The organism is Streptomyces albus subsp. chlorinus, assembly GCF_013302895.1.
Taxonomy (GTDB): Bacteria; Actinomycetota; Actinomycetes; order Streptomycetales; family Streptomycetaceae; genus Streptomyces; species Streptomyces chlorinus.
In genome coordinates this window covers 4,642,266-4,658,227 of sequence record NZ_VJOK01000001.1, presented here as the reverse complement: position 1 = coordinate 4,658,227, position 15,962 = coordinate 4,642,266, and the positions used below count along the sequence as shown (strand labels likewise).

Below are 15,962 nucleotides of genomic sequence, written 5' to 3'. Positions count from 1 at the left end.
GCGGCGCGCGGCGTGCGTCAGACGCCCCGAACGGCGTATCCAGGCGCGCGTCAGACGGACGGCGCCGGGCCGCCGGCGGCCTCGTCCGGCTCCTCCTCCGGCGGGTCCTGCGCCCGCAGCGCCGCGATCCACAAGGGCAGCAGCCGGTGCAGGACGAACACGGACAGGCCGGCGCTCGCCAGCGGGACGGCAAGGTCGCTCAACGGGACGTCCAGCGTCCAGGCGGCGTAGAAGCCCAGCAGCGTGAGGGCCATCATCCAGGAGGTGACGCGGTACGCCACGGCGTGCACCGCGCCGCGCTCGGCGATCTGCCGCTCGTCCAGGACACGGGTGCGCAGGTCCAGCAGGCCGTACGTCATGGAGTTGAGCAGGCCGGTGAGCGGGATCCACGCCACCAGCGCGACCAGCATCCAGACCAGCGGCCACAGGTCCTCGCGCGCGTAACCGGTGACGAGGGCCGCCACTCCCACCACCGTGGCGGCCATGTGCGCGGCGATGATGCGGCGGCGCGCCGCCCGGGTGGCGTGGTAGCGCTTGGTGCGCGTGTCGTTCATGGTCTTCAGCAGCCACTTGTCGTAGCGCGTGGCAGGCGTGCCCGTGCTCATCGAGGTGTCCTCCCCGTGTCCTCGGTGGTACCGGACGTGCCGTACAGCTCGTCCGTGAGCGGGCGGAACGGCTCCAGGGAGAACAGGGCCTCCACCGGGAGCCGGAAATAGGCGGCGATGCGCAGCGCCAGGTCGAGGCTCGGGTTGTACTGCCCGCGCTCGATGTACCCGATCGTCTGGTAGTGCGCGCCGACCGCCGTGGCCAGCGCCTGCCGGGACACCTTCCGTTCAGCCCGCACGACCGCCAGCCTGTTGTGTACGTGCTCGCTCATGTATAAGGAGTACTACATTCAGCAGCAGATCCGCAATGCCAAGAGCGGCCTCGCAGCGCACGGACGGCCCGAACCCCCGTCCAGGGCCCGGGTACCCTCGCCCGGTGCCCTCCCTCGACCGCATACGTGGCGCCTCCCGGCGCACCCTGCTCCTCGCCCTGGGCGGCGGTGCCCTCGCCCTGGTGCTGCTCGCCGTCCTGGTCCCCGTGCTGCTGAGCGACGGCGGCGACGAGCCGCGCTGCCGCCCGGCTCCCGCCTCCGCCCGCGCCCTGGCCCGCGACCCCGAACGGGCCGCCGCCGCCCTGGACCCGGGCGAGGGCGTGCACCGCACCGGGCCGCTCAAGCGTCTGCTGCGCGCCACCGGTGACCCGCTGTGCGACGGCGCCGACGGGACGGCCGTCGCCGGGCGGGCCCTCGTCGCCGCGACCACGGGACGGACCGCCGACGCGCAGGACGCGCCCGCGCGCCCTCACACCGCGCGGTCGGCCCGCGTCGCGCACGCCGTGGTGCTGCTCCTGAGCGAGGGCGCCGACCACTACCTCCCGGACTTCCCCCTCGGCCTGAACCCCTACCTCGCGGACATGTTCGCCTCCTACATCCAGGACACCAGCCACGCGGTGGTCTCCGGCCCTCCCATGGAGTGGAAGGGCCGCCCGGCCGTCAGCGACAAGGAGGCGGAGTACGGCGACGGCAGCGGCAACTGGGCCACGCCCTTCCCGAACGGCCGCGACGTCCATGTCGTCTTCCCCGAGTTCGAGCGGGCCGAGAAGGTCCTGCGCCGCGTCGCCGCCTCCCCGCGCGCGTTCGCGACGCTCTACGACGCCGAACGCGCCCGCTTCGCCTTCTACCTGGAACGGCTCACCGCCGCCCCCAGGGAGCCGGGCGAGCGGGCCGAGGACGGGCAGCTGGCCGTCGAGACGGAGCTGGAGCAGACCGCCGCGTTCGTCGCCGGCCTCATGGCCGCCCGCACGGAGGCCGTCCACGAGGGTCTGGCGCCGTCGCTGGCCGGGTTCGACCGTGCGGTGCTGCGGCACACCCGGGGCGTCTACCACCCCACCGGCCACCGGGTACGCTCCCGCCCCTCCGCGGCCACCCTCGCCCAGCGCCGCCCCGACGCCCCGGCGGGCAAGGGCGAACGGGCCGTGGCGCGGCTGATGGACGGCCGCGTGCAGCTGTTCGCGGTGTTCGACAAGTGGGTGAAGGACCGCGGCGTCCCGCCCGGCCGGGCCGAACGGCTCCGCGTGGCGATGGACTCCCGCTACGTGCAGTCACTCAACCTGCTCTGATCCGGGGCGCCCGGAGCCTGCCACGGAACCGGAGTGCACGGGTCCGCCCCGACGCGCGTCCGCTCCGGCGCGGGTGCCTCACCCCGCTGACGGCACACCGCGTGCGGGCGTCACGCCTCCGCCGCCCCCTCCTCGGCGATCCGCACCACCGTCTTGCCGGTGTTGGCGCCCCGCAGCATGCCGAGGAACGCCTCCACCACGTTGTCGAAGCCGTGCACGACGCTCTGCACATCGACGACCCGCCCCGCCCGCAGGTGCGGTACGAGAAAGTCCTCCAGTTCGCTCTGCACGGAACGGTGGTTGCGGACGAGAACGCCTTCCAGACGCAGACTCTTGTCCACGATCTCGTACAGATTGCGCGGCGCCGCGGGCGGCTGGGCGCTGTTGTACTGGGCTATCGCCCCGACCCAGGCGATCCTGCCGAACTCCCGCAGCCCCTCGATGGCGCCTTCGAGGTGCTCTCCGCCGACGTTGTCGAGGTAGACGTCGACGCCGTCCGGCGCGGCCTCGGCCAGCAACTGCCCGACCGGGCCGTCGTGGTAGTCGAAAGCCGCGTCGAAACCCCACTCCCCGGTCAGCCGCCGCACCTTCTCGGCCGAACCCGCGCTGCCGACGACGCGCCGCGCCCCCAGCAGCCGGGCCAGCTGCCCGGCCGCGCTGCCCACACCGCCGGCCGCGGCCGAGATGAACACGTCCTCGCCGGGCCGGAGTGCCGCGGTCCGGGTGAGGGCGACATAGGCGGTCAGGCCCGTGCCGCCCAGCAGGCCCAGGAAGACCCGGGCCGGAACGCCGGGGTGGTGCGGCAGTACCCGGGCCTGGCCGGGGGGCACCAGGGCATGGGTCCGCCAGCCCTGGCGGTGGAAGACGAGCGCCCCGACGGGAAGTCCGGCCGCGCGGGAGGCGGTCACACGGCCGATGGCGCGCCCTTCGAGAGGCGCGTGCAGGTCCCAGCCGCCGTCCATCAGCTCCCTCATGTAGGGGTCGACGGACAGGTACACGTTCTCCACCAGGGCCTGGCCCGGGCCCGGAGCGGGAACGGTCCCCTCCACCATGCCGAAGTCGGCGGCCGTCGGGGCCCCTTGAGGGCGTGCGACCTGGTGGACGAAGCGGGCGGGGGTGGCGGACATGTGCGCTCCTGGACTCGGACCGGTGGGGAACGGACCGGTGTCCGCCCCGGTGGCGACCGTAGGAGGCGGGCACCCGGGTTGGGCAGCGGTGTCCGTGACGCGAAGTGCCGCTTCCATGAACGCCGCTCATGCGTGTCGTCCTGCCCTGGCATACTCCGGGGCATGGACGACCTGGCGCCGCACGAACTGCGCATCCTCGTCGCCGTCGAGCGGGAGCGCGGGTTCACCGCGGCGGCCGCCTCCCTCGGGCTGACGCAGTCCGCCGTCTCCCATGCGGTACGCGCCTGCGAACGCAAACTCGGCGTCGTGCTCTTCCACCGCGGCCGGTACGGCGCCCGCCCCACGGCCGCGGGTACCCGTACCGTCGCCTACGCCCGGCGCATCCTGCGCCTGATGCGGTCGATGCGCGACGAGGCCCGCGACGCGGGTGACGAGGCGGTCACCGGTCCCCTGCGCATCGCCGCGTTCCGCAGCGTCGCCGCCCATCTGCTGCCCCGCGCGCTGGAGCGGCTGACCGGCCGCCACCCCGGGCTGGCCCCGCGGGTGAGCATCGTGCGGGAGATCGGGCGGGGCACCGCGGGCCTCGTCGCCGACGGCCACGCCGACCTCGGCCTGGCCACCCTGGACGGAGCCGGGCCGCCGAAGGGGCTGCTGAGCGGAAAGCTCTTCGACGAGCCGTACGTGCTCGCCCACCCACGCGCCGGCACCCAGGACCCCCGCACCCTGCCCCTCATCGACTGGGACGAGAACTGCGGCTCCTACACCCGCGACTGGTGGGCACGCCAGGACTGGATCCCCCCGGCCACCATCCTCGCCGAGGACGACACCGTGGTGCTGTCGATGGTCTCCCAGGGCATGGGGATGTCCCTGATGCCCGCGCTCGCCCTCACCGGCGCGCCCGCCGACATCGCGCTCACCGGCCTCGGCCCCCGGCCGCCCACGCGCGGGGTCGGTTACGTCACCACGTCCGAACTCGCCGGGACCGCCGCCGTACGGGAGCTGATCCGCGAACTGCGCTCGGCCGCCGCCTCGCTGACCATGCCCGTCCCGGCCTCGGACGCGGGGAGCCCGGCAGCGGCCGGGACGGCCACGGCGCACCGGCGCACCGCCGAGCGCCGCCCCGGCACCCACCGGAGCACCCCCGCCCGGTCGCCGGCGCGCCCGCCACGGCCCTAGCCGGCGTGCGGCAGGCGCAGCCCCTCGCAACCGCGCTCGGCGCTCTCCTTCTTCGCGAAGGAGGCGAGCATCTGGCGCATCTTCTCCTTGCCCAGCCGGTCGCGGCTCACCGTCCGCTGCCCCGGGGGCGTGCCGTCGGCGGACGGCCGCCACACGTCGATCTCGAAGCCCGCCGCCTGGCCGTCGCAGCGGGCCATGGCCCAGCCGTTGCTCTCGCCGAGCCACGGCCGGACCGTCGCCCGGCCGGTGTCCGCGCCGTTCATCCGCGCCGCATGGAGCTTCATCCGCTGCGACCAGTCGCCGTACCAGCCGTAGAGCCGGATCACCGGGTCGTGCGGATCGCCGTACTCGTCCTTCCCCGAGGGCCGCACCGCGCAACTGGCCATCGGGCCGCGCCCTTTGGGAAGGCGCAGGTCGGCGGTCCAGCCGGAGCCCTGGAGGGGGCCGTCGGCCAGCGCCGCGCAGGAGGTGCCGGCCGCGGCCGCCACACGCACCTGCTCCGGCTCGCCGTCCCTGCCGGGTACGGGCAGCGGCTTCGCGTCGCACCCCAGCTTCTCGGCCGCCTTGTTGGCGACGGCAGCACCGGTGCGGAGCAGGTCGCGCGACGCGGAGTCGCCCCCGCCCAGCACGTCCACCAGCAACTGCCCCCGGTGGCCCGCCGCGTCCCTGCCGTGCCCGGGGCACTGGGGCATCAGCACGATGCCCGCCAGCCTGGCCTCGAACCCGGGCAGCCCGCCCGGCAGCGCCGCCGCCGGGTGCCCGCCGTCGTCCTCGAACTGCCGGGCCAGCTCGCGGTCGATGGAGTCGCGGCGGCTGTAGACCTCGACCTCCAGGACCCGCCCCTTCTCGCTCTTCACCTGGCAGGAGTAGCGGCCGAGTCCGGTGCTCGTCTCGGTGGTGTACTCGGTCAGATGCGCGTCGGCGTCGCCCGTGGCGGCGCGCAGGGTGTCCATGCTGCCCTCGGGGATCGCGCCGTCGCAGGCCCTGGAGGCGATCACCCTGTCCTTGACGCTCGGTGCGGCCGCCCACCCCGCCAGACCGAGCACCACCACGCCGACGAGGCTCCAGGTGACGATCCGCCGCCGGCGCCGGCGCCGCTCCCCCTCCTGCTGGAGGGCGCGCCAGCGCTCCCGTTCCTCGTCCGAGTACTCCAGGAGCCCCCGCCCGCCGGTCCGCTCCGGCTCTTCCGGCCGCCCCGCCTCATCTTCCGCGTCCGCCACCCCGGCACCGTATCCCAGCCCGAACACACGTGTGCCCCCGTCATCCGGAGCGGACGACGGGGGCGCACGGCGGGGCCGTCAGGCGAGGGTCACTCCCACTCGATGGTCCCCGGGGGCTTGCTCGTGACGTCCAGCGTGACGCGGTTGACCTCGGCGACCTCGTTGGTGATCCGCGTGGAGATGCGGGCCAGGACGTCGTAGGGCAGCCGCGACCAGTCGGCCGTCATCGCGTCCTCGGACGAGACCGGCCGCAGCACCACGGGGTGACCGTAGGTGCGGGCGTCGCCCTGGACGCCGACGCTGCGGACATCGGCGAGCAGCACCACCGGGCACTGCCAGATCTCCCGGTCGAGCCCGGCCGCCGTCAGCTCCTCACGGGCGATGGCGTCCGCCTCGCGCAGCACCTCCAGCCGCTCGCGCGTGACCTCGCCGACGATCCGGATGCCCAGGCCGGGCCCGGGGAACGGCTGGCGCTGGACGATCTCCTCCGGGAGCCCCAGCTCCTGGCCCACCATCCGCACCTCGTCCTTGAACAGCTTGCGCAGCGGCTCCACCAGCTCGAACTCGAGGTCGTCGGGGAGCCCGCCCACGTTGTGGTGGGACTTGATGTTGGCGGTGCCGGTGCCGCCGCCCGACTCCACCACGTCCGGGTAGAGGGTGCCCTGCACCAGGAACGCCACCGGCTCCTCGCTGGGCGCCTCGGCGACGATCTCGGCCTGCGCGGTCTCGAAGACGCGGATGAACTCCCGGCCGATGATCTTGCGCTTCTGCTCCGGGTCGGAAACCCCCTCCAGCGCGTCCAGGAAGCGGTCGGCCGCGTCCACGACCTTCAGCTGCACGCCGGTGGCCGCGACGAAGTCCTTCTCGACCTGCTCGGTCTCCCCCTTGCGCATCAGGCCGTGGTCGACGTACACGCAGGTCAGCTGGTCGCCGATGGCCCGCTGCACGAGCGCCGCCGCGACCGCCGAGTCCACGCCGCCCGACAGCCCGCAGATGGCGCGCTTGGTGCCGACCTGCGCGCGGATCGCCTCGACCTGCTCGCCGACGATGCTCTCCGTCGTCCACGACGGGGACAGCCCCGCGGCGCGGTACAGGAAGTGCTCCAGCACCTGCTGGCCGTGGGTGGAGTGCATCACCTCGCAGTGGTGCTGGATGCCGTACAGCTTCCGCTCGTCGTTCTCGAACGCCGCCACCGGCACCAGGTCCGTGGACGCCGTGACGGTGAAGCCCTCCGGCGCCGCCGAGCACGCGTCGCCGTGCGACATCCACACCTGCTGCTCGTCCGGAGTGCCCTCGAACAGCGTCGAGCCCGACCTGGTGACCGTCAGCGGCGTGGCGCCGTACTCCCGGCCGCCCGTGTTGTCGACGGTGCCGCCCAGGGTGGTGGCCATCAGCTGGAAGCCGTAGCAGATGCCGAGGACCGGCACCCCGGCCTCGAACACCGCGCGGTCGAGGGAGGGGGCACCCTCCGCGTACACGGAGGACGGGCCGCCGGACAGGATGATCGCCTTGGGGTTCCTGGCGAGCATCTCGGCGGCCGGCATGGTCGAGGGAACGATCTCGCTGTAGACCCGCGCCTCGCGGACCCGGCGTGCGATGAGCTGCGCATACTGCGCGCCGAAGTCGACGACGAGAACGGTGTCCGGGGCGCTGCTCTCGGACGGGTTGGAAGCCACGAAGCTGATGCCTTTCGGCGCTGAAGAGGGGGTTCACCCCCGATGATACCGACCGCTTCCCGGCCCCCCGGCCTCCCGTCGCGGGGCAGCGCTCCCGGCCCGTGGCATACTGGCCCGCATGCTGACGCGGAACACCTTCTGGTTTACCTATGGCACCGGCCCGGCCGGCTGCCATGGTCGTCGTTCTGTGTGAGCGAGTAGACACACGACTTCCCCAGGCGCCCCGGGCCGGTCAAGGCCCGGGGCGCTGTCGTGCCGGCTTCCGGGCCGTTCGGTCCCGAGGGCTCCGCGAGCCAAGGAGCAGGCAGCGGATGAACACCACCGCCACCACCGTCGCACCCACCACACCCGCCGCACCCGCCACCGCCGTGACCACCGGAGCCGCCGGAGCCGCCGGGGCGGCGCGGACCGCCCCCGACGCCCCGGACGGCGGCCCCAAGACGGTGATCGCCGCCGAACGAGCCCGCATCGACGCGCTGGACGCCCGCATCATCGCGCTGGTCCGGGACCGGATGGAGGTCTCGGAGGCGATCCAGCGCGTACGGATCGAGTCGGGCGGCCGACGGGTGCACCTCGCCCGCGAGATGGAGATCCTCGACCACTACAGCCGTGAGCTGGGCGGCGCCGGCCGCGACCTGGCCATGACGCTGCTGCGGCTGTGCCGCGGCCACTAGGCGCCCCGCCGGGTGCCGTGCCGGCCCGGCGGCCGGTCCCCGCCGGGCCGGCCCCGGGCGGCGGCGACGGCCCTCACCCGTACGGCGCGTGACCGGCCCGCAGGGGCTTCGTTGGACCCGGTGTCCCTGATCTCCGCCGGGCGCCCGGCGGCGGACGGGGCGGCGTCACCGGAGCGATGAGACGCCCGTCCTCCCCGGGAGGGGAGACGCCGGGCGTCGTGGGACCTCGTTCCGGTGCTGTGACCGGACGGCAGGGGACAGCAGCCCGGTCACGACAGCGGCCGGTCCCGGGGACGCTCTGGGCCGGCCGCTCCGCGGTCCTCCGACGCCCTGGTCCCGCGCCGGGCCGGGCACCGCGTCCGGCGTGCACACAAGATCTTTTCCATAACCGCCCACCCTGGGGAGAAGCCCCTTGGTCGAAACGGTTGCGCGAGGTGAGGCGCATCGCGCACGATGCGGGAGAGCGAGCGAACCATCTGATTCACCCCCGTATTGGTTGGCCGTGGCGCAGTGGTGCCATTGGTCCGACCAATCCAGCGGCGCTTCCCCCCGGCGCCGCCTCAGCACGGGCGCTGCCCTGACGCCGGTGCTGACCAGAGGGCCCCGCGGCTGCCGCCCACCCACCCGGCCGGCGCCACGGGGCCCTTCGTCACCGTCATGACTCCTGCGGCTCCCGGGACTCCTCCGTCTCCCGCGACGCCTCCCCCGTCCCCGCCTCCCGCGGCTGCGCCGCCTCCCCCGATCCCTCCGGCTTCCGCGCCGGGACCTGGGGCACCGGCAGGACCGGCAGCCACAGCGCGCCGAAGGCGCCCTCGGGCACGGCGGGCCGCACCGGGGCGACAGGGGCCAGGCGCCGGTACGCCTCCCCCTGTGCGGGGCGCGGGTCCTCCTCGCCCTTGTTCGGCCAGAAGGCCATGGCGCGCTCGGCCTGCGCCGTGATGGTCAGGGAGGGGTTGACCCCGAGGTTCGCGGAGACGGCCGCGCCGTCCACGACGCTGATGCCGGGGTGCCCGTAGAGCCGGTGGTAGGGGTCGATGACGCCGTGCTCCGGGCCGTCCCCGATGGGGCAGCCGCCCAGGAAGTGGGCCGTGAGCGGGGTGCCCATCAGCTCGCCCACGTTGGTACCGGGGAAGCCGTTGATCTCCTCGGCCAGCGCGCGGGCGGCCTCGGCGCCCTCGGGGATGTGCACGGGGTTGGGCGCGCCGTGCCCCTGCCGCGCGGTCAGCATGCCCTTGCCGATGCCCTTGTCCTTGCGGTAGGTCGTCAGCGAGTTGTCGAGGGTCTGCATGACGAGTCCGATGATGATGCGCTCGGACCACTTGCGGGCGGACAGGGAGCGGGCGAAGAGCGCCGGGTGCCGCAGGCAGGTCAGCACGTGGGCGAGGGCGCGGGGCAGCACCGTGTTCTGCCGCACCTGGAGGGTGGTCAGCGCGCTCATCGCGTTGGAGCCCTTGCCGTAGCGGACCGGCTCGATGTGCGTGGTGTCGTTGGGGTGCACCGAGGAGGTGATGGCCACGCCCTTGGTGAAGTCGAGTTCGGCGTCCTCGCCCCACTTCCCGCGGTAGCGGCGCGGGATGGTCTGCGCCCCCACGAGCGCCTCGGAGTTGGTGCGGGTCAGCTCGCCCAGGCGCGGGGAAAGCCGCGGGAGGGTGCCGGCGTCCTTGACGCGGTGCAGCAGTTTCTGCGTCCCGTAGGTACCGGCCGCCAGCACCACGCGGCGGGCGCGCAGGACACGGGGGCGGGCGCGGCGCTTGTCGGTGCGGACGGTGGCCACCTCGTAGCCGTCCTCGTCGGTGCCCGGGGTGCGCTCGCGGATGCCGACGACGGTGGTGAGGGGGCGGATCTCGGCGCCCGCCTTCTCCGCGAGGTACAGGTAGTTCTCGTTGAGGGTGTTCTTGGCACCCCGGCGGCAGCCGGTCATGCACTCCCCGCACTCCACGCAGGCGGTGCGGTCGGGGCCGGCACCGCCGAAGTAGGGGTCGGGCACCGTGCTGCCGGGTGCGGCCCGCGAGGTGCCGTCGCCGTCCTCGCCGTCGCCGAAGAAGACGCCGACGGGCGCCAGGTGGAAGGTGCCGCCGTAGCCCATGCGGTCGGCGGCGGCCTTCAGATGGACGTCGGCGGGCGTGGTCGTCGGGTTGAGCCGGACGCCGAGCATGCGCTCGGCCTGGTCGTAGAAGGGGGCGAGTTCGGTCTGCCAGTCGGTGATGTGGCCCCACTGGCGGTCCTCGAAGAACGGCTTCGGGGGGACGTAGAGGGTGTTGGCGTAGTTGAGGGAGCCGCCGCCCACCCCGGCACCTGCCAGGATCATGACATTTGCGAGCAGGTGGATGCGCTGGATGCCGTAGAGGCCGAGGGAGGGCGCCCACAGGAAGTTCTTCAGGTCCCAGGAGTTCTTGGGCAACTCGTCGCGGGTGAAGCGCCGGCCGGCCTCCAGCACGCACACCCGGTAGCCCTTCTCCGTCAGCCGCAGCGCCGAGACGGACCCGCCGAAGCCGGAGCCGACCACCAGCACGTCGTAGTCGCATTGCGCCTGGGACACGAATACCTCCGGTTCTGCGGTGACGGGAGCGCCCGTAAGGGGTGTGGGGAACTGCGCGACCGGCCACCACCGGCCCGCAGCCCGCGGACAGCGGCCGGCAGCGCCCCCTCAGCGGAAGCGGAGCACCTTCAGCGCCCTGAGGGAGCGCGACATGAACGCCGCGTACGCCTCGTCGCTCATGCCGAGCGACGGCGCCATGGGCAGCACCCGCTGATGGGCCACGGTCTGCGGTTCGGTGTACTTGAGGATGCCCTCGGAGCCGTGCCGGCGGCCCAGCCCCGAGTCGCCCATCCCGCCCATGGGAGCCTGGGCGCTGCCGTAGGCGGAGGCGTAGCCCTCGTTGATGTTGACGGTGCCGCTGCGCAGCCGGGCGGCGACCTCGCGGGCCCGGCGCGCGTTGCCGCTCCAGACGCTGGAGTTGAGGCCGTAGGGGGTGGCGTTGGCCAGCTCGACCGCCTCGTCCACCTCCGAGAAGCGGTAGACGGAGACGACCGGGCCGAAGGTCTCCTCGCCGCAGACCGCCATCTCCGGCTCGACGCCCTCCAGCACCGTCGGCTCGTGGAACAGCGGGCCGATGTCCGGGCGCGGCCTGCCGCCCGCCAGGACGGTGGCGCCCTTGGCGACGGCGTCCTCGATGTGCCGCCGGACGGTCTTGAGCTGCCGCTCGGAGACGAGGGAGCCCATGTCGGCGCCGTAGGCGAGGGCGCCGCCCAGGCGCATGGCGCGGGTGCGGGCCACGAAGCGCTCCAGGAAGGCGTCCGCGACCGCCTCGTGGACGTAGAGCCGCTCGATGGAGATGCACAGCTGCCCGGCGGACGAGAAGGCGCCGCGCACCGCGCCCGCCGCGGCCTTGTCGAGGTCGGCGTCGTCCAGGACGAGCATCGCGTTCTTGCCGCCCAGCTCCAGCGAGCAGCCCACCAGGCGGGCGGCGGCGCGCCGGGCGACCTCCCGGCCGGTGCGGGTCGAACCGGTGAAGGAGACGTAGTCACCGCGGTCGGCGACCTCGGGCCCGACCACCGGGCCCTCCCCGAGGACGACCTGCCACACCTGGGGCGGCAGCCCCGCCTCGATCAGCAGGTCGCGGGCCCACAGCGCGGTCAGCGCGGTCTGGGTGTCGGGCTTCATCACAACCGCGTTGCCCGCGACGAAGGCGGGCAGCGCGTCACCGACGGACAGCTCGAAGGGGTAGTTCCACGGCGCTATCTGCCCCACGACTCCGCGCGGGTGGCGCAGCTCGGTCACCTTGGTCAGCACGGGGATCGCCCCCGTGTGCCGCTTGGGGCGCAGATAGGAGGCAGCCCTGCGCCCGTAGTGCCGGGCGGCGACGGCGACCGCCTGCACCTCCTCGTGCGCGTGCAGCCGGGCCTTGCCGGTCTCCAGCTGGACGAGGTCGAGCACCTCCGACTGGCGGGCCAGCACGAGGTCGTGGAAGCGCAGCAGCACGGCGGCCCGCTGCCGCACCGGGGTGGCCGCCCAGGGCCGCTGGGCGGCGCGGGCCCGCTCGAAGGCGCGGTCCACGTCCTCGGCGGTGGACTCGGGCAGTTGGGCCAGCTCCTCGCCGGTGAGCGGGGAGCGGCTGCTGGTCTTGCCGCTGCCGGCCACGTCCCGGGTCAGCGCCGCCACCAGGGCCGGGGTGACCACGTCGGCGGCGGTGCGCGCCCCCGCGGGCGCGGGTGCCACCGGGTTGCCGCCGCCGGGTGCTCCGCCGCCTGGCCGGACTGTGCTGCTGTCCTGCGAGTCCGTCATGCGACCGAGAGTACGACCCGGGGCGCGGGCTCGTATACCCGGCGGTAACCCCTTTTCACGGAATCCGCCAGTGATTGCTGGCAGCTACCAGTGACTGCTGGCAACGGATTGCTGGCGGCGCCCCGGGCCGCGCTGCGCCCGGCCACAGGTCGTGGATCTTGAAGAACTTCTTCGCCTCCTCGTACACCCGCTCACCGTCCCGCCGGGCCTCCCCCTTCGCGGGCATCTCGACCTGGAGCCGCCGGCGCACCCCGTCCCCGCTGACGTAGACGAGTTCGTGCCGGAACTTCCTGGGGCCCTCGGCCGTCCCCGTTTCGTTGGTCGGCTGGTACGTGGTGAGCACCTCGGCCGCCTCCCTGCCCTGCTGCTTGGCCTCTGTCACGCGGGACTTCACCTCCAGCATTTCGATGTACACGCTGTCCGAGGCGCCCCTCTCGTAGAAGCTCTTCCAGGAGTTGGCCTCCGCCAGGACGTTTCCCTTGACGTCCTTGCTGGACCGGTTCGCCTCCAGGGAGAGGACGTCACCGGGGTCGGTGAACGTCACCGCCTGCTCGCCGGCGCTCCGTTCGCAGTCGTCCGGCACCGCGAGGGTGGCGCGGACCCGCTTGTCCTCGTTCCGCGTCGACCAGCCCTCGGGTGCCTGGTCGGCGGTGAGGACGAAGAACAGGGTGAGCGCGGCGGCGAGGGCGACCGCCGCGCCGCCCGCGCCGGACTGCCAGCGCCGGCTGGTACGCAGCCTGGCGCCGAAGGCCCGCAGCACGCGGACGAGGGTGTTGCCGCCCTCCGGCGCCGGCGGCCGGCGCGGCGAGGGCTGCGGTGGGCGGGCCACGTCGGCCAGCACCTGGCGGAGCTCCGCCGCGTACGGACGCAGCGCCGGTCCCTTGTTCAGCAACTGCCCCAGCACCCGCTCCGAAGCGGTGAACTCCGGGGGAGCCCACGAACGTCCCCGTCTCCGTCAGCCCCTGCTCGCCCTGCGCATGGGCGATACCGGAGTCGGCGATGACGACCCGGTCGTAGCGGCCCAGCAGCACGTTTTCCGGTTTCACCTCGCGGTGCAGTACGCCCTTCTCATGAGCCGCGTCCAGGGCGCCCGCCACGGCCAGGCCGATGCGGGCGGCCTCCCGCACGTCGAGGGTGCCCTCGTCCAGCACATCGGCCAGCGAACGTCCCTGCACCCAACTCCATGACGATCCACGGCTGGTCGTCCTCGACCACCACGTCGTGGATGGTGACGACGGACGGGTGGTCCATCCGCGCCGTGCGCGCCTCCCGGCGCATCCGCGCGTACATCGTCTCCCGCTCGCGCTCCGGCAGGTGATCGGGCAGCCGCGGCTCCTTGACGGCGACGTCCCGGTCCACCACCTCGTCGTGCGCCCGCCACACGGTGCCCATACCGCCGTGCCCCAGCCGAGCGTCCAGGCGGTACCGCCCGCCCAGGAGCCGGCCCGTACCCGGATCGGTACCGGCCGCGGGCGCCCCCGGCGCGGAAGCCGGCGGGGTGGCGGGCGGGATGGCCGCCGTCTGGGTGGGCTCGTACGCGCGGGGGCCGGGCCGGCTGTTCCTTGTGCGGAGCCCCCGGCTGCGGCGGCGCCCCGGCGTGCGGCTGCTCCCCCTGATGCGCTGCCGCTGGGGGCTGAAGCCCGTGGCCGGCCGACTCGCCCACCCGTTCCCCCTCGTTCGTCATGGACCCGGCCTCACCTCCCCGCAGGGGTCCGCCACCGGGTTCGTCCAGCTTGACGTCAGCGGGCGCGGGTGACGCGGTAGGTGTCGGCGACCGCCTCGAAGTGCCGGTCGATCTCCGCCTGCCGGCTCCTGGAACCGAGCACGAGCAGCACGTGGTAGCGCCCGCCGAGGATCACCGCCCGGTTGCGCGCGTACACCTGGCGCCCGCTGTCCTCGCGCCAGCTGAAGGTGCCCTCGGCCATCGCCGTGCCGCCCACGTCGATCCGGCGCAGCCCGCCCGTGCTCGCCCAGTCCGAGGCGCGGTAGGCGGCCAGTTCGGGCTCGTCCTCGCTCTGGTAGGCCATCGGGTCCCTGCCGAACTTCCGTGTGGTGCCCCGGCCGTTGACGACGACCATCTCCACGTCGCCGCCCGAGGGCCCCGGGGAGTAGCGCACCCGGCCCTCGGAGTCGGCGGAGCGGTGGTCCCACTTCCCGGGCACCGCGATCCGGAAACCGACGGGGTCGGTACTGGTCTTGTAGCCGTCGGGGGCCTTGGGCGCGGACCGTTCGCCGGACGAGCCGGAGGCACCGGACGTCGCGGACCGCCGCCCGTCGGCGGACGGCGACGCACCGCCCCCACGGCCGGATCGGTCCTCGCCGCCCTTGCCGCCCTCGCCCTCGTCGTCGCGCTGCGTGCCGTCCGGCGCCCGTTCCCGCTGGTCCGGCACCACGACGGAACCCTTCTGAGCGCCCTCGCCGCCCCCTTTGTCGGGCAGGACATACGCGACGAACGCCACCGCCGCCGCCATGCCCAGCAGCACCAGGGCCAGGATCAGCACACCGAGCCGCCGGGGGCCGGTGCCGCCGCCCCCCTTCGCTTCCCGCTCCGGGCGCCGCTGACTGGGCCGCGGTTCCTGGACCGGCGCCGGTTCCCGGGGTTCCGCGGCGGGCTCGCGCACCGAGGCGGGCTCGCGCACCGCGGCATGCTGGCGCTCACGCGTACGCCGCGGGTGCCGTTCGGCGGCGGCACGCTTCCCCCGCCGCCCGCGCCTGCGCACCAGTTCGCCGCGCCGCCGCACGATCGGCAGTCTGCGCGGGTCGGACGGGACGCCGCCCTCCAGCGCGGGCGCCGTCACGGTCCGCAGCCCCACGTCCGGCTCGGGCGCCGAGCGGATGAGGGAGCGCAGCCAGCCGCGCAGCTCCTCGAAGTCCGGCCGCTCCGTGGGGTCCTGCCGCATCAGCGACTCGACGACGGGACGCAGCGGTCCGCACTCCTCCGCGAACGCGGGCGGCTCCGCGCACACCATCTGCACCAGTTCGGCGGCGCTGTCCTCCGGGTAGGGGGCGTGGCCCTGCACGGCACGGAAGAGCAGCGCGCCCAGTGCCCACAGGTCGGCGGCCGGCCCGACCGGCGGCGCCAGCCGCCAGTTCGCGTGGACGGGCCCCGCCTGCTCGGGCGCCCAGCGCTCGGTCACCGGGCCCACGACCGTCATCCCGTCGTACCGGGCCCGCTCGGCAGCCAGCGCGTTCACCGGCCCCCGGTAGCGTCCCCCGCCCGCCACGGCCTCGTCCCACGGCCGGTCACCGCCCCCGCCCCACGGCTCGCCCGCGTCCCACGGCTCGCCCCCGGCCCCGGCGAGCGGGTCCGCGCCGACGTGCCCGCCGGGTTGTTCGTACGGGCCGGGTTGTTCGTACACGCCGGAGGGGGCGTACGGGCCCGAGGTGTCGTACGTACCGGTGTCGTCATACCCGTCATACCCGTCATACCCGTCCTGCCCGCCGGAGGGGCCGTCGGCGCCGGGCTCGTCCTCGGGGCCGGACGGGACGCCGTGACCGGAGGCGTACCCGGCACCGGAACCGCCCTCGGGGCCGGGCGCGTACGCGGAACCGGCGGGGGCCTCGGCGGCGTGCGGGGGGACCTCGCCGTGCTGGGTGCGCGCGGCGTGCCGCGGGTGGCGGCCCTCGCGCTGCGCCGGCCG

The 15,962-nt window shown here is 74.3% G+C and carries 10 protein-coding genes and 2 pseudogenes; 3 read left to right on the top strand and 9 right to left on the bottom strand.

Annotation, left to right across the window (positions count from 1 at the left end; translation table 11 throughout):
- Positions 1 to 50: 50 nt before the first annotated feature.
- On the bottom strand, positions 51 to 605 hold the full coding sequence (locus FM076_RS20425; protein ID WP_173872425.1) for a hypothetical protein: 555 nt from the start codon (positions 603 to 605) through the stop codon (positions 51 to 53).
- Positions 602 to 877, bottom strand: coding sequence for a helix-turn-helix transcriptional regulator (locus FM076_RS20420; RefSeq protein WP_173872424.1), 276 nt, complete (start codon positions 875 to 877; stop codon positions 602 to 604). The genes FM076_RS20425 and FM076_RS20420 overlap by 4 nt, the downstream gene beginning before the upstream one ends.
- Positions 878 to 981: 104 nt before the next feature.
- On the opposite strand from FM076_RS20420, the gene FM076_RS20415 reads away from it, so the two are divergent.
- Complete coding sequence (locus FM076_RS20415) at positions 982 to 2,163, top strand: hypothetical protein (RefSeq protein ID WP_173872423.1); 1,182 nt, start codon at positions 982 to 984, stop codon at positions 2,161 to 2,163.
- A 110-nt stretch (positions 2,164 to 2,273) separates the two neighbouring features.
- On the opposite strand, the gene FM076_RS20410 is transcribed toward FM076_RS20415, so the two are convergent.
- The gene (locus FM076_RS20410) at positions 2,274 to 3,290 is read right to left on the bottom strand and encodes an MDR family NADP-dependent oxidoreductase (protein WP_173872422.1); all 1,017 of its coding nucleotides are present in this window, start codon (positions 3,288 to 3,290) and stop codon (positions 2,274 to 2,276) included.
- 162 nt (positions 3,291 to 3,452) lie between these two features.
- Here FM076_RS20410 and FM076_RS20405 point away from each other — a divergent pair, with 162 nt between their 5' ends.
- On the top strand, positions 3,453 to 4,466 hold the full coding sequence (locus FM076_RS20405; RefSeq protein WP_173872421.1) for a LysR family transcriptional regulator: 1,014 nt from the start codon (positions 3,453 to 3,455) through the stop codon (positions 4,464 to 4,466).
- On the opposite strand, the gene FM076_RS20400 is transcribed toward FM076_RS20405, so the two are convergent.
- Together FM076_RS20400 and guaA are read right to left on the bottom strand one after the other, a co-directional pair.
- A complete protein-coding gene (locus FM076_RS20400) occupies positions 4,463 to 5,686 on the bottom strand; it encodes a hypothetical protein (RefSeq protein WP_173872420.1) in 1,224 nt (407 codons plus the stop codon). The two genes, FM076_RS20405 and FM076_RS20400, sit on opposite strands and share 4 nt — an antisense overlap.
- Before the next feature lie 89 nt (positions 5,687 to 5,775).
- A complete protein-coding gene (gene guaA, locus FM076_RS20395; protein ID WP_173872419.1) occupies positions 5,776 to 7,362 on the bottom strand; it encodes a glutamine-hydrolyzing GMP synthase in 1,587 nt (528 codons plus the stop codon).
- A 311-nt stretch (positions 7,363 to 7,673) separates the two neighbouring features.
- Between guaA and FM076_RS20390 the strand changes: the two genes are divergently transcribed.
- Entirely contained in the window at positions 7,674 to 8,036 is a 363-nt protein-coding gene (locus FM076_RS20390; protein WP_173872418.1) for a chorismate mutase, read from the top strand.
- A gap of 655 nt (positions 8,037 to 8,691) precedes the next feature.
- Here FM076_RS20390 and FM076_RS20385 read toward each other — a convergent pair.
- From FM076_RS20385 to FM076_RS34025, 4 genes and pseudogenes are all read right to left on the bottom strand, one after another.
- The gene (locus tag FM076_RS20385) at positions 8,692 to 10,575 is read right to left on the bottom strand and encodes a GMC oxidoreductase (RefSeq protein WP_173872417.1); all 1,884 of its coding nucleotides are present in this window, start codon (positions 10,573 to 10,575) and stop codon (positions 8,692 to 8,694) included.
- Between the two features lie 108 nt (positions 10,576 to 10,683).
- On the bottom strand, positions 10,684 to 12,321 hold the full coding sequence (locus tag FM076_RS20380) for a succinic semialdehyde dehydrogenase (protein WP_173872416.1): 1,638 nt from the start codon (positions 12,319 to 12,321) through the stop codon (positions 10,684 to 10,686).
- Positions 12,322 to 12,376: 55 nt separating this feature from the next.
- Positions 12,377 to 14,005: pseudogene (locus FM076_RS20375) on the bottom strand (serine/threonine-protein kinase).
- 55 nt (positions 14,006 to 14,060) lie between these two features.
- Positions 14,061 to 15,962: pseudogene (locus FM076_RS34025) on the bottom strand (hypothetical protein); the annotation flags it as partial.